General features: G+C 67.4%; 19 protein-coding genes. 1 reads left to right on the top strand and 18 read right to left on the bottom strand.

Annotation, left to right across the window (positions count from 1 at the left end):
* Positions 1-108 precede the first annotated feature (108 nt).
* From ligD to SH203_RS13335, 7 genes are all read right to left on the bottom strand, one after another.
* On the bottom strand, positions 109-2673 hold the full coding sequence (ligD, locus tag SH203_RS13365; RefSeq protein ID WP_087121442.1) for a DNA ligase D: 2565 nt from the start codon (positions 2671-2673) through the stop codon (positions 109-111).
* Between the two features lie 323 nt (positions 2674-2996).
* On the bottom strand, positions 2997-3755 hold the full coding sequence (locus SH203_RS13360; RefSeq protein WP_200808948.1) for an extensin family protein: 759 nt from the start codon (positions 3753-3755) through the stop codon (positions 2997-2999).
* Positions 3756-3764: 9 nt separating this feature from the next.
* A complete protein-coding gene (locus SH203_RS13355) occupies positions 3765-4583 on the bottom strand; it encodes a hypothetical protein (RefSeq protein ID WP_087121441.1) in 819 nt (272 codons plus the stop codon).
* Positions 4584-4682: 99 nt separating this feature from the next.
* Positions 4683-4868, bottom strand: coding sequence for a DUF2256 domain-containing protein (locus SH203_RS13350; protein WP_087121440.1), 186 nt, complete (start codon positions 4866-4868; stop codon positions 4683-4685).
* Between the two features lie 51 nt (positions 4869-4919).
* Positions 4920-6866 carry an RNA polymerase sigma factor RpoD gene (gene rpoD, locus SH203_RS13345; RefSeq protein WP_375600729.1) on the bottom strand — a complete coding sequence of 649 codons (1947 nt, stop codon included), beginning with the start codon at positions 6864-6866 and terminating at the stop codon, positions 4920-4922.
* A 75-nt stretch (positions 6867-6941) separates the two neighbouring features.
* On the bottom strand, positions 6942-8801 hold the full coding sequence (gene dnaG, locus SH203_RS13340) for a DNA primase (protein ID WP_087121438.1): 1860 nt from the start codon (positions 8799-8801) through the stop codon (positions 6942-6944).
* A gap of 368 nt (positions 8802-9169) precedes the next feature.
* Positions 9170-10006 (bottom strand): LD-carboxypeptidase, encoded by an 837-nt coding sequence (locus SH203_RS13335; protein WP_087121437.1) that lies wholly within the window; start codon positions 10004-10006, stop codon positions 9170-9172.
* Positions 10007-10074: 68 nt separating this feature from the next.
* Here SH203_RS13335 and murC point away from each other — a divergent pair, with 68 nt between their 5' ends.
* Positions 10075-11472: a UDP-N-acetylmuramate--L-alanine ligase gene (gene murC / locus SH203_RS13330; RefSeq protein ID WP_087121436.1), complete on the top strand. Its 1398-nt coding sequence runs from the start codon at positions 10075-10077 to the stop codon at positions 11470-11472.
* Between the two features lie 37 nt (positions 11473-11509).
* Here the strand turns inward: murC and SH203_RS13325 are convergent, their stop codons facing one another.
* From SH203_RS13325 to SH203_RS13275, 11 genes are all read right to left on the bottom strand, one after another.
* On the bottom strand, positions 11510-12880 hold the full coding sequence (locus SH203_RS13325) for a sulfite reductase subunit alpha (RefSeq protein ID WP_087121435.1): 1371 nt from the start codon (positions 12878-12880) through the stop codon (positions 11510-11512).
* The gene (locus SH203_RS13320) at positions 12877-13986 is read right to left on the bottom strand and encodes an FAD:protein FMN transferase (RefSeq protein ID WP_087121434.1); all 1110 of its coding nucleotides are present in this window, start codon (positions 13984-13986) and stop codon (positions 12877-12879) included. The genes SH203_RS13325 and SH203_RS13320 overlap by 4 nt, the downstream gene beginning before the upstream one ends.
* A 9-nt stretch (positions 13987-13995) precedes the next feature.
* Positions 13996-14796, bottom strand: a complete 801-nt coding sequence (locus SH203_RS13315; protein ID WP_087121433.1) for a DUF4198 domain-containing protein — start codon at positions 14794-14796, stop codon at positions 13996-13998.
* An 11-nt stretch (positions 14797-14807) separates the two neighbouring features.
* The gene (locus tag SH203_RS13310; protein WP_087121432.1) at positions 14808-15320 is read right to left on the bottom strand and encodes a DUF2271 domain-containing protein; all 513 of its coding nucleotides are present in this window, start codon (positions 15318-15320) and stop codon (positions 14808-14810) included.
* An 11-nt stretch (positions 15321-15331) separates the two neighbouring features.
* Entirely contained in the window at positions 15332-16009 is a 678-nt protein-coding gene (locus SH203_RS13305) for a PepSY-associated TM helix domain-containing protein (RefSeq protein ID WP_087121431.1), read from the bottom strand.
* Between the two features lie 67 nt (positions 16010-16076).
* The gene (locus SH203_RS13300; RefSeq protein WP_087121430.1) at positions 16077-16763 is read right to left on the bottom strand and encodes a Fe2+-dependent dioxygenase; all 687 of its coding nucleotides are present in this window, start codon (positions 16761-16763) and stop codon (positions 16077-16079) included.
* 76 nt (positions 16764-16839) lie between these two features.
* Positions 16840-19206: a TonB-dependent siderophore receptor gene (locus SH203_RS13295; RefSeq protein ID WP_087121429.1), complete on the bottom strand. Its 2367-nt coding sequence runs from the start codon at positions 19204-19206 to the stop codon at positions 16840-16842.
* Between the two features lie 92 nt (positions 19207-19298).
* Complete coding sequence (locus tag SH203_RS13290) at positions 19299-20090, bottom strand: peptidase (protein ID WP_087121428.1); 792 nt, start codon at positions 20088-20090, stop codon at positions 19299-19301.
* Positions 20091-20151: 61 nt separating this feature from the next.
* Positions 20152-20994, bottom strand: a complete 843-nt coding sequence (locus tag SH203_RS13285; RefSeq protein WP_087121427.1) for a transglutaminase family protein — start codon at positions 20992-20994, stop codon at positions 20152-20154.
* 2 nt (positions 20995-20996) lie between these two features.
* Positions 20997-21935, bottom strand: a complete 939-nt coding sequence (locus SH203_RS13280) for an alpha-E domain-containing protein (protein WP_087121426.1) — start codon at positions 21933-21935, stop codon at positions 20997-20999.
* Positions 21935-23356 (bottom strand): circularly permuted type 2 ATP-grasp protein, encoded by a 1422-nt coding sequence (locus tag SH203_RS13275; RefSeq protein WP_087121425.1) that lies wholly within the window; start codon positions 23354-23356, stop codon positions 21935-21937. The genes SH203_RS13280 and SH203_RS13275 overlap by 1 nt, the downstream gene beginning before the upstream one ends.
* Positions 23357-23374 lie beyond the last annotated feature (18 nt).

The raw sequence follows: 23374 nt of genomic DNA, 5'->3' as shown, positions 1-23374 counted from the left end.
GACCCAGTTCTTTGGGCGATTAATCGCATGAGACCAGAGGTCAGCGGTCATCCCACGCACCGGCGATGCGAAAGCTCTGGGTCCCGGCTTTCGCCGGGATGAGCGGGGTCAGGGGACTCCCATCTTTTTCAACGCCGATTTGAGACTGACCGCTGACGCCCGGAAATCCGCCCACGGATCGGGCTTCTTCAACAGGGCCTCATAGGTCCACAGGTTGAACGCCGCCGGGTCCAGTCCCGCCTTCACCTGACCCCACGACAGCGGAAAGGCGATCCCCGCCCCCGGTCGGGCGCGGGGCGACCAGGGGGCGACCGCCGTGGCCATGCGGCCGTTCCGCAGATAGTCGATGAAGATCTTTCCGCCCCGCGCCTTCTTGGCCAGGGTCGTGGTGAAACGATCCGGCGCCTCGGCGCGCATGGCGTCGGCCACGGCCTTGGCGAAGGCCTTGTTCTGGTCCCAGGTCACGCGGGATCGGGCGTCGCTCTTGATCGGGACCACGACGTGCAGCCCCTTGCCGCCCGTCGTCTTGACGAAGGCCGGCAGCCCCAGCGCCTCCAGCCTTGTCTTCACCCCCCTGGCCGCCGCGATCACGTCGCCGAAGTCCAGCCCCGCGTCGGGATCGAGGTCGAAGGTGATCTGCTCCGGCGTTTCCGGCCGGCCGGGCGCGCAGCCCCAGGGATGCAGCTCCAGCCCGCCCGACTGGGCGATGGCGACCAGGCCGCCGACATCGACGGCGGCGACATAGGGGGTGCGCGCCTTGACGTCGATCAACTTCAGGCGCGGGTTCGACCCGGCCATGGCGTGCCGCTGGAAGAAGGTCTCGCCGCCGATCCCCTCGGGCGCGCGGATGATCGAGGTCGGCCGATCCGCCACATGGGCCAGAAGGCGCTCGGCCGCCGCCTCGTAATAGCGCGCCAGATCGGCCTTGGTGATCGCCGGCCGGTCGCCGCTACCGGGCCACAGCACCTTGTCAGGGCTGGAGATCGTCACCCCCGCCACAACCACTTTGCCGGGCTTTCCAGCCGGTCGCACCGTGGTCGTGGTTTTCTTCGCGTCGCCCATGTCGGCGGGCGGTTGCGGCGCCTCGGTGACCTCGGCGGCCGCCTTGTCGTCGCGCAAGCCCTTGAACGCCGCCTGCCGCAGCGATCCAGCCTCGGTGTATCCGCCATGCTCGACCTCGGCGACCAGCACCGGCCGGACCCAGTGGATGTCCTTGGCCGTCTTGGGCACGCCCGCCCCGACAAAGGGCGACCTGTCCGCCGCCGCACCCTTCAGCGCCGGAACCAGCGTCTTCACGACCGCCTCGCCATAGCCGGTCCCCACCCGGCCCAGATAGCGCAGGCCGCCCCTGCCCTTCACCCCGACCAGCAGAGAGCGGAACCGCGTCCCGCCCTCCGACGACCAGCCGCCGATCACCACCTCGTCGCGCCCCCGGCATTTGGACTTCAGCCAGGTGGACGACCGCCCGGCGTGATAGGGCGCCTCCAGCTTCTTGGAGATCACCCCTTCCAGATCCATTCGGCAGGCGCTCTCCAGCACCGCCTGCCCGGTCGAGGCGAAATGTTCGACATAGCGCAGCCGCCCGCCCCGCCCCTTGCCGATCCGGTCCACATAGGCCTGCAACCGCGCCTTGCGATGCGACAGCGGCAGTTTTCGCAAATCCTCCGCCCCCTCGAACAACAGGTCGAAGGCGAAATAGACCAGGCCGCCAGTCTTCTCGTCCGAGATCGCGGCCTGCAACGCCCCGAAATCCGGTCTGTGATCGTCGTCCAGCGCGCACAGTTCGCCGTCGATCACCGCATCGGGCCAGGTCGCGGCCTCCGCCGTCAGGTCCGGGAACCTGTCGCTCCAGTCCAGCCCTTTTCGCGTCCGCAACACCGCCCGCCCACCGCCGACGCCGATCTGGAGGCGATAGCCGTCGAACTTGATCTCGTGCGCCCATCCCGCCCCGCCCGGCGGATGGTCCGCGACCTTGCACAGCTGGATCGGCGCGAAGGCCGGCGGCTTCTTCGCCTTCGCCGCCGCCTTGGACGGCCTGGGCTTGGCCGGCCCCTTGCGACCCGTCGGCCGGGACGCCGTCCATGCCTTTGTTCCATCCGCGATCTCGGCCAGCGACCGCCCCGTCGTCACCGAGGCGTCGATTTCGGCCAGCGCATCCCCCTCGCCCGCCACGGCGAAATCGTCCTTCTCCTTCAGCAGCAGCCAGTTGTTCCGTTTGGACGGCTTGCCCCGGTCGTTCTTCAGCCGGATCAGCGCCCATTTTCCCTTCAGCCGCTCGCCGTGCAGGATCATCTTGATCTGCCCCCTGGCCCAGGCCGCCTCCAGGTCCGGCTCCTGCGGCTCCCACGTCCCGACGTCCCACATCTGCACCGTGCCGGCGCCATAGTTGCCGTCGGGGATCGTCCCCTCGAACGCCCCATAGTCCAGCGGATGATCCTCGACCTCGACCGCCAGCCGCTTGACCGCCGTGTCGCGCGACGGCGCCTTGGTCACGGCCCAGGATTTCAGCACCCCGTCCGCCTCGATGCGGAAATCATAATGCAGCCGCGTCGCCGCATGACGCTGAATCAGATAGCGCAGCCCGCCTTTCGACCGCCCGCCCTTGGCCCCCTTCGGCTCGGGCGTCTCCCCGAACCGCCGCTTCGCCCGATAGGTCTTCAGTTCACCGCGCATGGGGGCGTAATCCGCCTCAGGCGAAACCGTTGCGCTTGTCCGCTTTCGGCTAGGATGTTCAGCGGCTGATTTGGACGGGCCAACTCATCAGCGCAGTCCAGAATAATGTTCATCACAGCGATCACAGCGAGGCCACGGAGAACACGACGGAGCCTTGCCGATTCGGCAAAGGCTTGATGGCCTGCGAGGGCGAGGCTACCGAACGATCGACGGCCCGCACACGAAGTTGCGAGCCGATGCGTGTTCGGTTCCGTCGTGTCCGCTGTGACTTCGTCGTGCCCGTTGTGATGAACGCCTTGCACATCAACTCAGCGCCGGTTGCTCTACCGACAGAACCGCGTGTCGGTCGCCTCCAGATGCAGGTGGTCGTGGTGGACGGCGTTGTAGTCGGGGCTCAGGGTCGTGCCGAAGATGCGGCAGGCGTCGTCGCGGATGCGGCGCAGGAAGCGGGCCTCGGCCGTGTCGCCGCTCCAGTCCTTGGTCACGGTGATGCGCCGCCCGTCCCGCAACCGCACCCCGGCGAAATCCAGCGCCGCCGCCTGGGCATGGGCGCTGATCCGGTTGGACCCCACGCCGTTGTTCACATTGCGACAGGCATAGGCGCCCATGTGGTCGATCTGGACCACGTCCGAGCCCAGGATTTCGCGCGCCGCCGGCTCCAGCGACTGCCTGCGCCAGATGCTCAGCGCCAGCGCGGTCTGGCAGGTCATCTCCACCTCGCCCGGCGCCATCCGCGCCACAGTACCCAGGTCGGCGCCCAGCACTCCGCCCTGACGCAGGCCGCAGCTGGCGGTGTTCTGACGATCCGGCACGGGGCTGAACCGCACCCGCGCGGCGTTCAACTCGGCCAGACACCGGCCCAGATCGCTCCCCTCGCGCACCACCAGCGCCTGGGTGCCGCCGTCGATGGCCCGGTCGACCAGCCCCCCGACCAGGGGCGCCTCGGTGCGCGACGGATAGGGCGAGGGCGGCCGCAACGGCTCGGGCGGCCGTCGCACGCAGCCGCTCAGGATCAGGCCGGCGACCAGGGCGACCGAGGCGGCCGCACGGCCGAATCGACGCGGGAACAGGGGCGATGACATTTCGCCATCCTAATCGATTCCGGGGCCATCCGAAGGCGGCCAGTCATTGATCGGCCCCGCGTAATCCAGATCCATCGTATAGGGGTGACGCCAGCCGGGGATGGCGTCGAAATTCGGCGCGCGCCTCAAGTGCTGGGCCACCATCATCCCCAGCGGCGTGATCGGCTCGGGCAGCGGCCTCAACCGGCCCTCCGCGTCGAAATAGTTGGGCGCCCAGCCCCCGTCGACCGCATAGGCGAAGTCGGACGCCGTCGCCTCCGGCCCCAGATGGCGCGCCCGCCAGTGATAGAGAAAGGCGCCGTATCGCCCGGATTCGCCCATCGGCTGGTCCATCAGCATCGCATGCGCCAGTCGGGTCGCCTCCGCGATGATGTCGGCGTCGCGCTGGGCGATCAATCGGGCCAGATCGTCCTCGGAGCGCGCCTCGTCATCGGCCTCGGCGGCTCTGGCCGGTTCGGCGCGATCCGCCAGCCGCGCCAACGCCTCGGCCGAGCGCACCAGAACCTGGGCCTCACCTCCGCGCCCCTGGACCAGCAGTCCGCCGGCGCGCTGCATCGCCTCCTCCACCGCCTTGCGGGGATCGACCGGCGGCGCCGGGGCGGCATCGGTCGGCGTCGGGTCCGGCCGCGCCGGCTCCAGTTCGCGATCCAGGCGCGCGGCGGTGTCCTTACGGCTCCACCCCTCGCGGCGCGACTTCTTCCTCAGATTGGCCAGGCCCACGTCGAACCGACGCGCCACCGACTTGCCGCTTTCGCCGGCCTCATAGGCCTCGCGCACCCGTTTCCAGACCTCGGGCCCGCGATATTTTCTCAGACGATAGTGTTCCATGACGACATCCTGGTCGCCCGAGTCGTCAAAATCGGTCGCAGGCCGTCGTCGCCATCGCCGTAATCCCACAAAATCCGTCGTCCAATTCTCTCTTGAGTCTCACGCCTCCCGGCCCTCGCCCGACGCCCCCTTTGTCCGGCATCGATCCGAACAGAACCGCACCCGATCCCAGTCCCGCGCCCACTTCCTGCGCCAGACGAACGGCAGGCCGCAGGCGGCGCAGACCTTTTGCGGCAGGTCGGCCTTGGCGGGCGCCACGCCCAGATTGACGTGCTTTCGAGCCATGCGGTTGGCAACGAAAAAGGGCGGCCCTTTCGGCGCCGCCCCTGATCGTCTTCAGCTGTCCAGGAAGGACCGCAGTTTGCGGGACCGGCTGGGGTGTTTCAGCTTGCGCAGCGCCTTGGCCTCGATCTGGCGGATGCGTTCGCGGGTGACGCTGAACTGCTGGCCGACCTCTTCCAGCGTGTGGTCGGTGTTCATGCCGATGCCGAAACGCATCCGCAGAACCCGCTCCTCGCGCGGCGTCAGCGACGCCAGAACCCGCGTCGTGGTCTCGCGCAGGTTCGACTGGATGGCGGCGTCGATGGGCAGGACGGCGTTCTTGTCCTCGATGAAATCGCCCAGGTGACTGTCTTCCTCATCCCCGATGGGGGTTTCGAGCGAGATCGGCTCCTTGGCGATCTTCAGGACCTTGCGCACCTTTTCCAGCGGCATGGCCAGTTTTTCAGCCAGTTCTTCCGGGGTCGGCTCGCGGCCGATCTCGTGCAGCATCTGGCGGCTGGTGCGGACGATCTTGTTGATCGTCTCGATCATGTGGACCGGGATGCGGATGGTGCGCGCCTGGTCGGCGATGGAGCGGGTGATCGCCTGCCTGATCCACCAGGTGGCGTAGGTCGAGAACTTGTAGCCGCGACGATACTCGAACTTGTCGACCGCCTTCATCAGGCCGATGTTGCCCTCCTGGATCAGGTCCAGGAACTGCAGGCCGCGGTTGGTGTATTTCTTGGCGATGGAGATCACCAGACGCAGATTGGCCTCGACCATCTCCTTCTTGGCCTGACGGGCTTCGCGCTCGCCCTTCTGCACCGTCTGGACGATGCGGCGATAGTCGTCGATCGGCAGGCCGGCTTCCAGCGCCACGGCGGCGACATCGCCCCGGATGGTGGCGATCTGGCTGGCTTCGTTGTCGCTGAACTTGGTCCAGCGCACGCCCTGTTCCTTGATCCGATCCGTCCAGGTCGGGTCCAGTTCGGCGCCGAAATAGGCCTTCAGGAACTCGGGCCGCGAAATGCCGTAGCTGTCGGCCAGACGCAGCAGACGCCCTTCCAGACCGATCAGCCGCTTGTTGATGGCGTAAAGCTGCTCGACCAGCGCCTCGATGCGGTTGTTGTTCAGCTTCATCGTCTTCAGACGATCCGAGATGGACAGCGTCAGCGCCTGATAGGCCTTCTCGTCCTTGGCGCTCAGCACCTCGCCCTTCAGCCGCGCCTGCACCAGCTTGTCCTGCAGCTGGCGGAAGGCGCCGAAGTCGGCGGCGATCAGGTTCAGAACCTCCATCACCCCGTCGCGCAGCTCGGCCTCCAGCGCCGAGATCGACATGCCGCCGCCATCGTCGAAGTCATCGTCGTCCTCGTCATCGGACTCTGGCTTCTCTTCGGCCGCCGGCTTGTCCTCGGCCTCTTCTTCCTCGCCCTCGGGCTGTTCGGCGCCGGGGACGGAGGACGGGTTCAGCACGCCGTAGGTCGCGTCCAGGTCGATGACCTCGCGCAACAGGATGCGGTTGTTCTCAAGTTCGTCGCGCCAGACCATGATGGCCTCGAACGTCAGGGCGCTTTCGCACAGGCCCGAGATCATGGCGTCGCGGCCGGCCTCGATCCGCTTGGCGATGGCGATTTCACCCTCGCGGCTCAGCAGTTCGACCGAGCCCATTTCGCGCAGATACATGCGCACCGGGTCGTCGGTGCGGTCATAGGCGGCCTTGGCGGGCGTTTCGGCGACGGCGGTGCCGGCGGCGGCGGCGACGTCGGTGCCTTCCTTGCCCTCGGCGGCCTCTTCCTCGTCCTGGACGACGTTGACGCCCATTTCGGACAGCATGGCCAGGGTGTCTTCGATGGCGTCGCCCGACACCTCTTCGGACGGCATGACCTTGTTCAGCTCGTCCATCGTCACATAGCCGCGCGCCTTGGCCTGTTTGATGAACTTCTTGACGCCGGCGTCGGTCAGATCGAGCAGGGGCCCGTCGGTCGAAACCTCGGCGTCCTGCGTCTCGGTCTGTGCGTTCATAGTCAGTCTGTCTCCGGCCGGAGGGGGTGATCAATCCGCCCCGGCGAAAAATACAATGCCTGGCGAGGCGTAAGGTTACGCGCCCGCGCTGTCTTCCCAAATCGTCCCGGCTTTGATCGCACGGCGAAGCGCATCCCGCTCGGCCTTCAGCCGGCGGAACGCCTCATCCTGCCCAGGCACGCCACGCGCCTGGGACAAGGCGTCCTCCAACGCGGCGACCCGCGTCGAAGCGTCGAACGCCTGCGACCATCGGACCCTTGCCTCGGCGAGGGGCGCATTTGCGGCCAGGAATGGCGCGCCGGACTTCGCCGCCGCCTTCTCGACCTCGCGCACTAAGGCATCATGACCCGATTGCGCCAGATGGCGTCGCAGGGCGGCGGAGTCAAGGGATCGTCCCGACAGACGTAGGCGAACCAGCTCCTGCGCCAGCCCGTCCAGCCCCTTGTCGCCGAACCCGTGGGCCGAAATTTCCTCCAGATGGTCGTCCATCCGCTCGGGGTCATCGATGGCGCCGTGGGCCAGGGCGGCGGGCACGGGCTCGATGGCGCGAAACAGCGACTGCATCGCCTGGGCGCCCTCGGCGGTCTGGCCCAGTTTCGGCGGCGGGCCGAACCGGCCCTTGCCCTGCCCCGGCGTCCAGGGGGCGCGTTGCGGGCTGCGCGGGAACAGGGCGTCGAACCGTTCGAACAGATCGCGACGATACTGTTCGGCCAGGTCCCTGTCCTGAATGGCCGAGGCGGTGTTGCGCAGGCGCGCCTTGAAACCGGCCTTGCGTTCCGGCGTGTCCAGCGGCTCCAGTTCCTGTTCCCGGCGGAACAGGACTTCGGCGAAACCGTGCGTCTCGGACAGGGCCTGGCGCAGGGCCGGCGCCCCCTTGTCGCGCAGGATGTCGTCCGGGTCCTGACCGCCGCTCAGCAACGAGAACCGGAACGACCGCCCCGCCTTAAGCAACGGCAGCGACCGTTCGATGGCGCGATAGGCGGCGCGCAGCCCCGCCGCATCGCCGTCGAAGCACAGGACCGGCTCGTGCGAGACCCGCCACAGACGCTCCATCTGCTCTTCGGTCAGGGCCGTGCCCATCGGCGCCACGGCCGGCAGGCCCGCGCGCTGGCAGGCGATGACGTCCATATAGCCTTCGACCACGATAATGGCCTGATCGTTCTTGGATTCCGCGCCAAGAATCCGCCGCGCCTCGGGCAGGCCGTAGAGTGTCGCCCCCTTGTGAAATAGCGGGCTCTCCGGGCCGTTCAGATATTTGGCCCGGTCGTCGGGGTTCATGGCCCGGCCGCCGAAGCTGACGATCCGCCCGCGCGCGTCCAAGATCGGGAACATCAGCCGGTCGCGGAACCGATCATAGGGCTGACCGCCGCTTTCGGGCGAGATCAGCAGGCCCGCCTCGACCAGATCGGCCGGCCGCGCCCCGCGCTGCACCAGCGCCTGTTTCAGACCCTCGCGGTCGTTGGGCGCATAGCCCAGGCCGAACCGCTCCCACTGATCCTCGGGCAGGCCGCGTTTTTCGAGGTATTCGCGCGCCGCCTTGCCCGGCGTGCGGCGCAGGTTGGCGGCGAACCATTTCTGGGCCAGGTCCATCCAGTCCGACAGACCCGCCCGCTTCTGCTCGCGCTCGGCCTCCTTGGGGTCTTCGGCGGGAAGCTGCATCCCCGCCTCGCCCGCCAGACGCTGCACGGCCTCGACGAAGCTCAGCCGCTCCGTCTCCTGCAGGAAGGAGATGATGTCGCCGTGCTTGCCGGACGAGAAATCGTGGAAGAAACCCTTGTCGTCATTGACGAAGAAGGAGGGCGACTTCTCCTTCGAGAAAGGTGACAGCCCGGCGTATTCCCGCCCCTGACGCTTAAGCTTCACCGTCCGCCCGATGACGTCGGACGGGCGAAGGCGAGCCTTCAGTTCATCGATGAAACGGTCGTCAAAGCGCACACGAGCACAAGCCTTCGCTTAGCGCGAAAGTGAATGTCGAAAACTAGCCCTATCGCCAGTTTCCCCGATCCTGATTCGCGCTGTGGGTAATATCGAGGATAAGATTTGCCAACGCCAATATCGGTCGCAACTGTTCAACCGATATCGGGGCGATCAGGCGGTTCGTCCAGGCATCCCCCGATATCCGAACGAACCGCCGCATCGCAGAAGGCGTAAACCGCAGCGTCCCCCAACGCCTTGGCTAACGAAGTCCTAACGCCTCGCGGACCTGCATCTGACGGAAGGACCGGCGGTCTGTCGAGAGGGCGGCCAAGGTCGGGCTGCAAATCAAGGCGAGACTGTGTCTTTTCCGCCGCGACCAATTTCGTTCAACGGCGGCCAAAAGGCACGACCTTGTTGGCGCCGTCGTGCCCGATATCGGCCTGTCCGAGGAAAGGAATGCCCGACCTGAGACACCAGTATCGAACGATTTCCTCCGGGGTCTGACCAAAATCGGGATCGTTTGGCGTGACGTCCGAAACCCGTCCCAGGCGAATCCCGGCCACGCGACGGATCGACGCCTGGCCCGTCAAGTGAAACATCATCCGGTCGATCCGATAGGCGGCCTCCGCAACCTCCTCCAGCATCAGGACGTGATCGGTCAGATCCGGCTCCAGCGCCGTGCCGACAAGCTGGTCGACGATGGTCAGGTTGAAGGCGACAGCGGGGCGCGGATCGACGGCCAGAGACGGCTCGATCCAGTCGGTGCGGCCGGTGGTCAGCCAGGCCAGGGCGCCGCGCGCCGTTTCATCGTGCCGAACCGCGTCCGACGCCATCGGCCCATGCGCCAGATGTTCGAACCCGGCCTTGTACATCCCCGCCAGCAGGCTGCCCGCGTCGGAATAGCCCATGTAGCGTTTCTTGCGCGCCACGGCGTCCAGGCGCGGGATCACCGCCTCGGCGATGCGGCACGACCCATAGCCGCCGCGCGCGAACCAGATGGCGTCGATGCGCGGATCGTTGGCGAAGGCCACGAACGCCTCGGCCCGCGCCCGGTCGTCCCCGGCGAAATGGCCGTGCTTCAGGAAACAGGCGGGGTGGAACACCACCGAGACGTTGCGGTCGGGATGGTGTTCGGCCATCCAGGCGTCGATCTGGTCGGCGCGCTTCCGCGAGAAGCGCGAACTGGCGCAGACGACGCCGATCTTGAAGCTCTTGGTGGTCACGCCCGCCTTCTTCGTCGTTTTTGCGATCCCCACTGGCGGACCGGCCCGATCCCCTGTTCTAAGGGGGCATGAACCAAGACGCCTCCTATTTCTTCTGCGGCATCGGCGGATCGGGGATGCTGCCCCTGGCCATGATCGTGCAGGCGCGCGGAAACGCCATCGAAGGCTCCGACCGCGCCCTGGATCAGGGCCGCACGCCCGAAAAGTTCGACTGGCTGCGCGCCCACGGCGTCGTCCTGCATCCCCAGGACGGGTCAGGCGTCACCCGCCCCCACCAGACCGTGATCGCCACCGGCGCCATCGAAGACACGGTGCCCGACATCGGCGCGGCCCGACGCGCCGGCGCGACAATCAAGACCCGCCCCGAATTGCTGAGCGAGCTGTTCAACGCCGCCCCGACCTCGGTGGGGGTCGCCGGCACCAGCGGCAAGTCCACCATAACCGGCATGATCGCCTGGATTCTGCACCAGACGGGTCGAAATCCCACGGTGATGAACGGGGCGGTGATGAAGAACTTCGCCGACGCCGACCATCCGTTCGCCAGCGCCCTGATCGGCGGAACGGACCTGTTCGTGTCCGAGGTGGACGAGAGCGACGGCTCCATCGCCCGCTACGATCCGACCGTGGCGGTCGTGTCCAACATCTCGCTGGACCACAAGTCGATGGAGGAGCTGCGCGACCTGTTCGGCGGCTTCACCGCGCGGGCGACGACGGCGGTGCTGAACCTGGACAACCCCGAGACGGCGGCCCTGGCCCAGTCTCTTCCAGCCGGAAAGGCGATCACCTTCGGCCTGGGCGAGGAGAAGGCCGACCTGTCCGCCCACGACCTGCAGCCCCTGCCGACAGGCATGACGTTCCGCCTGATCGAGGGATGGAGCGAACACGACGTGGTGCTGAACGTGCCCGGCGCCCACAATGTCGCCAACGCCCTGGCGGCGCTGGGCGCGACCCGCGCGCTGGGCGTGCCGACGGGCGAGGCGGTCAGGGCGCTGGAGACCTTCGCCGGCATCCGTCGCCGCATGGAGGTGGTGGGAACCGCCGGCGACATCACCGTCATCGACGACTTCGCCCATAACCCCGACAAGATCGCCGCCACCCTGAAGACGCTGCACGCCTTCGACGGGCGGCTGCTGATCCTGTTCCAGCCGCACGGGTTCGGCCCGTTGAAGCTGATGAAGTCCGAGTTCATCGACGGTTTCGCCGGACTGATGCGCCCCGACGACCTGCTGCTGATGCCCGAGCCGGTCTATTACGGCGGCACCACCGACCGCAGCGTGGGGTCCGAGGACATCGCCTCCGGCGTCCGCGCCGCCGGCCGTCAGGCCGAGGCCCTGCCGACGCGCGCCGACTGCGGCGACCGGATCGTGGAGATCGCCAAGCCGGGCGACCGGATCATCGTCATGGGCGCGCGCGACGACACCCTGTCGACCTTCGCGGCGGAACTGCTGGCGCGGCTACAGAAATAACCGCTCATCCCCCGAAGGTCGGAATGAGCGGAAAGGCTCAGTACACGTCGCGCCGATAGCGGCCGTCTTCCAGCATCGTCAGAACCACGTCCGCGCCCAGCGCCTGCTCCAGCGCCGCGTGAACGCCCTGGGACATGCCTTCCAGACTGCCGCAGACATAGATCGCGGCCCCGCGCGCGATCCAGTCGCGCAGGTCGTCGGCCGCGGCCGCGACCAGATCCTGAACATAGCGGCCGTCGCCTGCATCACGCGAGAAGCATCGGTCCAGCCGTCGCAACACGCCCGACGCCAGCCAGGCTTGAAGCTCGGCGTCGAAGAAGGCGTCGTGGGCCTGAGTCCGTTCGCCGAACAACAACCAAGCCCCGCCGCCCGCCGCCGTTCGCGCCTTCAGATGCGCGCGCAGACCCGCGAGGCCCGTGCCGTTGCCGATCAGGATCATCGGCGTCGCATCCGCCGGGCCGTGGAAGCTGCGGTTCGTCCTCAGCCGCATCCCGATCCGGTCGCCGAGCGCCAATCCTTGGGTCAGCCAGCCCGAAGCCAGGCCGGGCGTTCCGTCGGGGCGGCGCATCAGGCGGATCAGAAACTCGACCCGCCCATCCGACGGCAGGGAGGCGATGGAATATTCGCGCGAGCCAGGCGTCACGCCGTCCCGTTCGGGCAGGCCGACCTCGGCGATGTCGCCGGCCGACCAGTCGGGCACAGGGTCCACGGGTTCGAACGCCAGACGCCAGGCCTCGCCGCCCGGACTGCCCGGATTGACCAGGGTGCGCTCGACCAGCCGCCAGGGGGCGTAGGCGGGCGGGGTCCAATCTGGGACGGCGACGTGGCCGGTGATCTGGTTCAACTGATGCTGCCAGTGGCGGAGGGCGCCGGCCTCGCCATTGTCGACCTCGACCGTATCGAACAGGGGTTCGGCGCCCGAGCGCCGCAGCCAGCCGTCCACCGCATGGCCGAAGCCGCAGAACTGGTCATAGCTGCGGTCGCCCAAGGCCAGCACGCCGAACCGCACGCCGGCCAGATCACCGGGGGCCGCCATCGTCTTCCTGACAAAGCGGGCGGCGTTGTCGGGCGGGTCGCCCTCGCCCGTCGTTGAGACGATCAGCAAGGCCCGATCCGCCGCCTTCAATGTCTCAAGGTCCAGATCGGCGAAGGACAACACCCGCGCGCCCACGCCGCCGTCGCCCAAAAGGGCCCGCGCCGTCATCCAGGCCAGTTCCTCGGCGAACCCCGTCTGGCTGGCGAAGGCGACCAGAACGGGCTTGCCGTCTCCCGCGCCGGCCATGGCCTCGGATCGGGCGCGGACCAGGGCGGCCGCGCGGCGTTCGCGCCAGACCTTGACGGCGATCAGGACCAGCCAAAGCACAACCGCCCCGACCGCCCACAGCCAGCGCTGCGGATCGGCCGTCACCCCGGCCGGTCTCCGTCGGGATCGTCCATCATGGCGGCGAAGGCCGGCGTCATCCGCTCGATCGGCCCGCGTTCGCTGCGCTCGACGAAGTGGGCGGCCAGGCCCAGGGCCTCGGCGTATTCCGGCCCCTCGAACGGTCCCATGACGGTCAGGGCCGTGGCGTAGGCGTCGGCCATCATCGCCGAGGCGTGGATCACCGTGACCGAACTCAGGGCGTTGCGGACCGGACGGCCGGTCGAACCGTCCAGGGTGTGGGGATACAGCCGGCCGTCATGGACGAAGGCGCGGCGGTAGTCGCCGCTGGTCGCCACCGCCAGGTCGAACAGGGCCGCCACGGTGCGGGGCGCGGGACTGTTCTCGACACGCTCGATCTCGACCCACCAGGGCTGGGCGTCCGGCTTGACGCCGCGCCCCTTCAGCTCGCCGCCGATCTCGATCAGGTGCGAGGTCGCGCCCAGGGCCGTCAGCCGGTCGGACACCCGGTCCACCGCATGCCCCTTGGCGATGCCGGAGAAGTCCAGCTTCATCCCGCCCATCTGCATCACGCCGCGCGCATCGGGGTTCAGCCGCAATTTCTGCCAGCCGGATACGGCCAGGGCCGCCGCGATTTCTTCTTCGGGTGGAAGCGGCAGCAGGGCCGGGCGTGGTCCCGGCGGCCCGAAGCCCCACAGATCGACCAGGGCGCCCAGGGTCGGATCGACCGCGCCGTTCGTCTCGTCGCCCAGGGTCATCGCCGCGTCCAGCAAGTCCCAGAACGGTTGCGACACCGCCCACACGCCGGCCGGGGCGGTGTTGAAGCGGCTGATCTCGCTGGACGGCTCCCACGGGCTGAACAGGGCGACGACGGCTGCCAGTTCTTCCTCGATGGCCTCGCGAACGGTCGCCTCGCCCACGCCGGGCGGGGCGATGACGCGCGCGCTCCAGGTCGTGCCCATCGTCTGGCCGTCCAGCGAGCGGATCAGGTCGCTGGGCGGACGCGGCGGCGCGCCCTCGATCACGGGGATCAGGACGCGATTGTCGGCCCGGTCCGCGAGCGGAGCGGGGTCGCCGATGACGACGGCGGAGGGAGCGGCGCGCGAGCCGCGCGAGAGGGGCGTGTCGGACATCCCGCTCGCTTAGGGCAGGACTTCCACGGCCGCCACATAGTTGGCGCTGGAACCGAGCGTTTGCCCCTGCCCTTCGGTGCGGACCGAGGCATTCAGCCAGTACATGCCGGCCGCCGGCCAGGTGATGGTGAAGGCGCCGTCCGCGTCGGTCTTCACGGTCATTTCCTCGGGATTGTCGCGATAACGGACGCCGCCGCGCGCCACGGTGACGTCCAGGCCCGAGGCCGGCTGGCCGTTGTTCAGCAGTTTGAACGTCGCCGTCTCGCCCGCGACCAGGTCGTTGGGATGGGTCACGGGCGCCAGCTCCAGCCCCTCGCCGGTCGTCTTGAAGACGGTGTCGGTCGGATTGTTCAGGGTGACGAAGGTCTCGATGCGGCTGGCGGTGCGGGTCGCCTGAACGTCGGTCGCGCCCGCCGGCAGGGCGGCGGGATATTCGGCGGCGGTCCCGCGCCAGCGCTTCTGCTCGCCGTTCAGCTTGTAGCTGGCCATGACCCCGCTCATGACGTTGGCGATTTTATAGGTGCCGTTCTGCGTCAGATGGGCGTCGAAGGTCGAGCGATATTGGCCCTGCATGGCGTGTTCGGGCTGGACCGCCGAGCCGTCCGGCGCGGTGATGGTCAGGCCCGTCATCCGCATGGCGGCGTGGTCGGGATCGAACACCTTGTTGGACATGCCGGCGTCGAACCCGACCCAGGCGTCGGTCCCCGACAGGATGGTGGCGGTCGGCGCCATCCAGGCGCGGTGCGCCTGGGCCGCCATCGGCGCCGCCAGGGCGGCGGCGAGCGTCAGAAGGGCGATCGTCTTCTTCATGGTCGTGATCCTCAGCGAGAGACGGCGACGCGCACGGCGCCCAGTTCGGATGCGCCGGTCCCGGCGCTGGTGTTGGCCGCGCCCCAGCGGAAGGGCACGCGCACGACCTCGCGGCCGCCCAGTTCGCGGGCCGCCTCGACGACGATGTTGTATTGGCCCGGCTGCAGGCCGGCTAAACGTGCGGCGGGCACGGTGATGGTCTGGCGGCCCGGCGCGCGCGTGGCGCCCGACACGCCGTCGGCGGGCAGGGTCATGGCGCGTCCGCCCTTGCGCCACCAGGTGCGCAGATCCTTCAGCCAGTCCTTGCCGTCGCCCTCGTTGTTGCGGGTCTGCTGATACCAGACGGCCAGGGTCCGTTCAGTCGACTGATCCGGCTTCTCGATCCACACGGCGACATAGGGGCGGTGATAGGAGGCGGTGTTCAGCCGGGGAATCTCGACCGAGACGGTCAGATCGGCGGCCATGGCGGGCGCGGCCGCCGCGGCGAGACCGACCGTGGTGATGACGACGGGGAGAAGGCGCATCGGAAAACTCGTCAATGGATGAAGATTAGGGCGATGACGACGGGGATCAACAGACCCAACGCCGCCAGCGGCCAGGTGGAGGGGCGGCCCTTGGCGTGCAGGACCATCAGGCCCAGGCCCGTGACGGCGAAGATGACGCAGGCCGCCGCGAACACGTCGATGAACCAGAACCAGACCACACCCGCGTTGCGGCCCTTGTGCAGGTCGTTGAGGTAGGCGATCCAGCCGCGCGTGGTCTTTTCATGCAGCGTCTGGCCCGTCGAACGGTCGATGGTGATCCAGCCGTCGCCGCCGGGCATGGCCAGGGCGACATAGACCTCTTCCGGCGTGGTCTCGGTCGGCTTGCCGGCGATCTCGACCTTGAACGCCTCGGAGGCCCAGCGCGCCACGGCGTCGGGAACCGGCTGGGTCGTCTCCTCGGGAAAGGTCTTCAGCCGTTGCAGCAGCGGGGCCGGCAGGGTTTTGGTCTGTTCGACCGTCACCGGCGTGCCAGGGATGGAGGCCGCGTGGTTTAGGGTGATGCCGGTGACGGCGAACAGGATCATACCCACCAGGCTGACCGCCGCCGAAATCCAGTGCCAGCTGTGCAGTTGCTTCAGCCAGAAGGCGCGCGCGCCGTTCAGCGCCGCCCTGGGTTTCGGCCCCTTGGCTTCGGGTTTGGCCTGACGCTGTGCGGCGAGTTCGGTCACGCGCCCGCTCTGCCATTGTTGCGAACGGGTTGCAATAGCGTTCGACAGGCGCGCGACACAAGAACCGTCAGACCTCGGCCCAGCGCCGCAGCAGATTGTGATAGACGCCGGTAAGTTCGATCACCGCCTGATCCTTCGGCCCCTTCTCGGTGGCGACGCGCTGGGTCGCCACGTCCAGGCGGAACAGCATCTCGCGGTCGCCGTCGTCGCGGATCAGGCTCTGCATCCACATGAAGGACGACACCCGCGCGCCGCGCGTCACCGGCATGACCCGGTGCAGGCTCTTGGACGGATAGAGGACCATGTCCCCCGCCGGCAGTTTGATCGACTGCGATCCGTACATCTCCTCGATGATCAGTTCGCCGCCGTCGTAATCCTCGGGTTCGGACAGGAACAGGGTGGCCGACAGGTCGCTGCGGATACGCATGGCGCCCCCGCCCCGCGCCTGGCGAATGGCGTTGTCGACGTGCAGGCCGAACTCGCCCCCGCCCTCGTAGCGATTGAACAGGGGGGGAAAGATCGTGTGCGGCAGGGCGGCGGCGACGAACATCGGATTGGCGTTCAGCGCCTGGACAATTAGAGCCGAAACCTCCCTCGCCGCCTCGCAGTCCTCGGGCAGTTGCCGGTTGCGCTTGGCCGTCGCCGACTGATGGCCCGAGGTCATATTGCCGTCGGCCCACGGCCCCGCGTCCAGCCGTTCGCGCAACGCCTTCACTTCCGCCTTCGAGAAGACTTCGGGAATCTGGAGCAGCACAGGCGGTCTCGCTGAAAAGGAAAGGCGACCCCGCCGGAAGGACGGGGCCGCCAGGATAGACCGGGGGAAGCGGTCTTTAGAAGCGCAGGTTCAGGGCCAGGATGGCCTGACGTCCCGCCGCCACATCGGCGTGGTGAACGCCGTTGGTGCGGATGATGTAGTCCTCGTCCGTGGCGTTCTTGACGTTCAGCTGCAGCGTCGCGCGGTCGGTCACGTCATAGGCAGCTAACAGGTCCAGCCGCGTCCACGACGGCGCATAGATGCGATTGTTCCCGCCGCCGGCCCCGCCCTGGTTCCCGCCGAAGGACTTGGAGGTGTAATAGACCCCGCCCCCGACCGTCAGCCTGGGCGTCAGGCGATAGGTGGTGAACAGGCTGGCGCTGTTCTTGGGCGTATTGGCCAGCGGCAGCCCTTGCAGCGGATTGACGATTTCCACCGGCGGCGTGGCGGCGGTGAAGACCCTGGCCGCCCTGGTCAGCTCGGAGTCCATATAGGTATAGCCGCCGAACACGGTCCAGTTCGGGGTGATGTTGCCCGACACGCCCAGCTCGACACCCTTGACCTCGACCTCGCCCTCCTGACGGAAGATGTTCGGCTGGACCAGGATCAGCGCATTCTTGCGCGTCAGGTGGAAGGCCGCCGCCGACAGGGCCAGGCGGTCGTGGAACACATTGGCCTTGGCGCCGATCTCGAAGCTTTCGGTGTCCTCCGGGTCCAGCACCGTATTGGCCACGCCGTCGACCGTGCCCGTTCCGCCCGAGGCGTTCTGGTCGCCCGCCGAGATGGTCGGCGGCGTCGAGGCGGTGGACCAGGACGCATAGACGCTGCTGCTCTGCGTCGGCTTATAGACCAGACCGACCTGATAGTTGGTGAACTCCCAGGTGCGTTTCGGCACGGGGACGTAGCCGGCGACATTCCACACGCCCGCAGTGGAGGACGGCGAGCCCAGCACGGCGTTCACGCCCTTAACCGAATACTGGTCCCAGCGGACGCCCAGATTCAGAAGCAGACGCTCGGTCAGGGCGATGCTGTCGTTGACATAGACGCCGACGGCCTCGGTCGTGTTCGAACTGGTCGGACCGCGATTGATCACGCCGGTCCAGGCGTCGTCGGGATTGGGATTATAGACCGGGGTGCAGTCGCCCACGCCCGAGGCTCCGTTCGCGGTCGGCGGCGAACCGACCACCGTCGTCAGGCCGGTGGGACAGGCGGCGCCCGAGGTGGTGTAGGCCGAATAGGTCGCATTGCGGTTCCGCTCTCGCGACAGCTCCACGCCGACGTCGTAGCTGTGCTTGATCCCGCCCGTGGCGAACTGGCCATAGACGTCCGTCACATTGGCCAGGGTCGTGACCGGATTCCAGCGCGTCTTGGTCCCGCGCTTCATCCAGTAGGTCCCATCGGCCGCGCGACCGACATAGCCGCCGTCGCCGGGGTTGGTGACGATGTAGTCGTTCAGCGTCTCGGAATAGCGGCTGACGTTGCGCACCGTGGCGAAGTCGCTGAGACGGTATTCGGCCTTGAAGGTGAACGTATCCACCTTATTGGTCATGTAGTCGCGCGCCTTGAGGCCGTAGAAGCTGCTGTAGGGCACGTCCAGAACGCCGCTGTCGGTCGTGCGGTTCTGGATCTTGGTGAACAGCGGAATGCCGTAGTCCGGCATCTGGTCGCTGGTCAGGTGGTAGTAGCTGAAAACCATCGACGACGGCGTGCCCAGCCCCGCGCCCAGGCTGAGACCCAGTCCCCATTTGTCGTAATCGACAGCGTCGCGGCCCGGCACGTCGCCCCGGGCGCCCATCAGATTGATGCGCAGGGCGGCGGTTTCGCCCAGCGGCAGATTGCTGTCGATCGTACCGCGCAGATAATCGTCCGTCCCGACGCCGGCCGAGATGTTGTTGAAGACGTTCAGCTTGGGCGATTTCGACGCCAGATTGATGCTGCCGCCGCCAGATCCGCGCCCCGAATAGACGGCGTCCGGCCCCTTGATGACCTCGACCTGCTCCAGATTAAAGACTTCACGCTGCTGGCCGCCGGTGTCGCGCAGACCGTCCACGAAGATGTTGTTGCCCGAGGACTGGCCGCGAATGAACGGCCGGTCGGCCAGCGGCTGGCCGCCCTCGCCCGCGCCGAAGGTGATGCCCGGCGAATTGGACAAGAGATCCTGCAGCGACGAGGCGGCGGTCTGTTCGATAATGGCCTGGGGAATGACGGTGATGGCGCGCGGCGTATCGACCAGCGGCGCGACGAACTCGGGACTGACGGGCGCCGGCTTCTTGACCTGGCCGTTGACGTCGATCGTGCCCAGGTTGGCGGGCTGTTGCTGGTCAGCCGTGGTGATCACATCCTCCGCGGCGTCGGCGGCGAAGGCCGGTGCGGCGACCAGCATTCCGGCGGCGCTAGAGGCGAACAAAAGCGCACGAAGGGAGGCGGCGCGGGAGTCGGACATTTTGTTGCGACCTTTTGGTCTGATTTTGCGATGCGGTCGCAATAACCAGCTTCATTTTGTCGCACAAGAAGAAATGCGAGCAAATCGCAATATCAACCGACGGCGGACATCGCCTTCGGCGCCGGGGCCGTCTCCATGCCCGCATTCAACCAGGTCGGATCGGGAATGGCCTTGTGCGCCGAGGCCATGGCTTCCGACCAGCGACGTGCCAGATCGCGGAAATAGGGGTCTTCGGCCTCGATGCGCCGCGCGACGCCGGTCAGGCGGTCGCGTGGAATGACGACCATATCCAGGGGCGGCCCGACCGCGACATTGGAGCGGATGGTGGAATCGAACGAGATCAGCCCCAGCTTCACCGCCTCCGACAGCGGCGTCGCGCTACGCAGGGCGCGGTCCAGGATGGGCTTGCCGTATTTCAGCTCGCCGATCTGCAGATAGGGGGTGTCCGGCCCGCATTCGATGAAATTGCCCTGACCATAGATCAGATACAGGCCCATCTTGCCGCCCGCGATCTGACCGCCCAGCAGCATGGACGCCGAGACGTTTAGGGCGTCGGCGGCCGGCGTCGGCGGGGTATTGATGCTGGCGCGCACGCTGGCCATCGCATGGCCCAGCAGCTGCGCCGCGCGAAACAGGGTCGGCACCGTCTGAAGGGTTTCGGGTGCGGCCGAGTCCGGCAGCTTGATCCCGGCCGCGACCATGGCCAGCGCCGTCTGCGTCACCGACAGATTGCCCGCCGTCGCCACCGCCAGCATCCGTTCGCCCGGAGACTGGAGCAGGTGCAGTTTTCGATAGGACGAGATGTTGTCCACGCCCGCATTGGTGCGCGTGTCGGCGATCATCGCCAACCCCTCGTCCACCAACATGCCTACGCAATAGGTCACTTCGCTCTATTCGCTCCCCGCGTTGCGAATCCCCCGACGCTAACAGATTCGTGCATCATGCCTATCGGGGCCATCCGCTGGATTGCAGTTGTTGCTGGCTCTGTTGCACCGGCCGCACATTCAGGGCGACCGTCAGGCTCTCCTGACCGCCGCCGTAGCTCGCGCCCCGGATCGGCGTGGCCCCGCGCGCGTCCAGCCCCACGGCGACGCGGACATAGTGTTCGGTCGGACAGACGCCGTTGGCCGGATCGAAACCGACCCAGCCCAGGTTTTCGACCCAGGCCTCGGCCCAGGCGTGGGCGGCGTCCTGATCGTGCCGTCCGTCCTGACGGCTGAGATGGCCCGAGACGTAGCGCGCCGGCACCCCCATCTGCCGCGCCGCCGCGATGAAGATCTGCGAATGGTCCTGACAGACGCCGCGCCGTTGAGCGAAGGCCTCGGCGGCGGTGTGGTTGGCCGAGGTCGATCCCACCTCGAAAGCCACCGCCTCCTTCAGCGCGCTCATCAGGCGATGCATCCGGTTCAGCGTCGCGCCTTCGGGGATCGCACGAGCAAAATCGACGATGCCGGCGTCCGCCTTGGTCATCGGGGTTTCGCGCAGATAGACCAACGGCGACAGGCGTTCGGCCTGGCCCTTCACCACCCCGCCGGTGTCGACGGTGGCGACCTCGCCGGTGACGCGGATGGTCAGGGCGTCGGTGGGCCGCTCGGTATAGAGGCTGTGGACGATGTTGCCGAAGGCGTCCTCGCTGCGGCGCAGCCGGGCGTCCACATCGGTTTCGATGCGCCAGTCGCGCACCTGCTGGCTCTCGCACGACTTGGGCGTCAGTCGCAGCATCTGCACGATGAACCGCGCGGGGCGCGCATAGGCGTAGCGGGTGGAATGGTCGATCCGTATCCGCATGGTCAGACCAGATATTGTTCGTGGATGGCGCCGGCCAGGGCGTTGTTCTCGTTCAGGAAGTTCTGGATGTATTCGTGCAGGCCGGATTGGAAGATGTCCTCAATCTTGGCCTCGTTGAACTGGCTGAGGCGGTTGGAGGCCAGCCGCTGCGCCGGGCCGCGCCGCCCGTAATCGGTCGCCAGCCGCTCCAGATAGCTGACGATCATCCCCTGGCACGAGGCCAGCGAACGCGGCATCTGGCGGTTCAGCACCAGAAGGTCCGCAACCAGCCACGGACGCACGCTCTCGCGGTAAACCCAGCGATAGGCGGTCAGGGCCGAAACCTCGCGCAGCAGGGTCGTCCACTGGAAATAGTCCAGTTGTCCTCCGACCCGTTCGCCGGGCGGCAGCAGCAGATGGTATTTGACGTCCAGCAGGCGAGCGGTGTTGTCGGCCCGCTCGATCGCCATGCCCAGGCGCAGGAACCAGTAGGCGTCGTTGCGCAACATCGTCCGCGACGAGGCCCCCTCGACCGCCAGGGACGTCGATTTCACGAAGTCGAGGAAGTTGGTGAAGTCGTCGCGCTTTGTCGGCTCGCCCAGTTCGTTCAGCCCGTTCCAGGCGCCGTTGATCGCCTCCCACAGCTCGATGGTCAGGGCGGTGCGCACCGAGCGCGCATTGGTCCTGGCCTTGGTGATGCAGGCCTTGATCGAGGTCGAATTGTCCGAGCCGAAGGCGAGATATTCCCGCACCGACTTCTCCGACACCGTGCGGCCGGTCGCGTCGAAACTGGACTTCACCCCCGACGAGGCGATGGCGCCGGCCCAGGCCGTGACCGCGGCCTGATCCTTGGCCGGCAGGGCGGCGAGACGGATCGCCGCCTCCAGAATGCGCGCGAGAAAGTCCGCCCGCTCCATATAGCGGCCGGTCCAGTAGAGGCTGTCTGCGGTGCGTGAAAGCATCAGTTGTCCAGCACCCAGGTATCCTTGGTTCCGCCGCCCTGGCTGGAGTTGACCACCAGCGACCCTTCCTTCAGCGCCACCCGCGTCAGCCCGCCGGGCGCGACGCGCACGCCCGCCGGGCTGGACAGGACGAAGGGCCGCAAATCGACGTGGCGCGGCGACAGGGCTCCGCCGTTCAGCGTGGGCGCCGTCGATAGGCTCAGCGTCGGCTGGGCGATGAAGTCGTCGGGGTCGGCGATCAGCTTGGCCCTGAAATCCTCGATCTCGGCCTTGGTCGAGGTCGGCCCGACCAGCATGCCGTAGCCGCCCGATCCGCCCACCTCCTTGACCACCAGTTCCGGCAACCGATCCAGCACCGCCTTCAGCGCGTCCGGTTCGCGGCATCGCCAGGTCGGGACGTTCTTCAATATGGCGTCTTCGCCGGTGAAGAAGCGAATGATCTCGGGCATATAGGTATAGACGGCCTTGTCGTCCGCCACGCCCGTCCCGACCGCATTGGCCAGCGTCACCCGGCCCGCGAAATAGGCCGACATCAGCCCCGGCACCCCGATGGTGGAGTTGGGCATGAAGGTCAGGGGGTCGATGAAGTCGTCGTCGATGCGGCGATAGATGACGTCCACCCGCTTCGGCCCCTCGGTCGTGCGCATGAAGACCGTGTCGTCGTTGACGAACAGGTCGGTGCCCTGGACCAGCTCCACCCCCAGCTTGTCGGCCAGGAAGCTGTGTTCATAATAGGCCGAGTTGAACGGGCCGGGCGTCAGCACGACGATGGTCGGATCGGCCCCCGCCCCGGCCGGTGCGGACGCCTGCAGCGAGCGCAACAGCATGTCAGTGTAGATTTCGACCGGCCGCACAGCGTGTTCCGCGAACAGGTCGGGGAACAGCCGCATCATCATCTCGCGGTTCTCCAGCATGTAGGAGACGCCGGACGGGGTGCGGCAGTTGTCTTCCAGAACGTAGAAGCCGTCCTCGCCCGTGCGGACCAGATCGACGCCCGAGATATGGCACCAGACGTCGCCCGGCGGACGACGGCCCTGCATCTCGGGCCGATAGTGCGGATTGGTCAGGATCAGGTCGGCCGGGACGATGCCCGCCCTGATGCATTCCTGCGCGCCATAGATATCCTTCAGAAAGGCGTTGATCGCGGTGACGCGCTGCTTCAACCCCTTTTCCAGCCCGCCCCATTCGTCGGCGCCGATGATGCGCGGCACCACGTCGAAGGGGATCAGACGTTCGTTGGATTCCTCGTCGCCATAGACGGCGAAGGTGACGCCCATCCGGCGGAAGAAAAGTTCCGCCTGACGCGAGCGCGCCTGCAATAGGTCGGCCGGCGCGTTTTCAAGCCAGGCCGCCAGGGTCTTGTAGCTGTCGCGGATCGCACCTGACCCGCCGCCGCTCATTTCGTCGAACGCTTTCGTCATCCGCCCCGCCGAGAAGAA

Origin of the sequence: Brevundimonas sp. SH203, assembly GCF_002157625.1 — a bacterium.
In the GTDB taxonomy this organism is placed as follows: domain Bacteria; phylum Pseudomonadota; class Alphaproteobacteria; order Caulobacterales; family Caulobacteraceae; genus Brevundimonas.
Note: the sequence above shows the minus strand (reverse complement) of the source record. Positions and strands in the feature narration are given on the sequence as shown.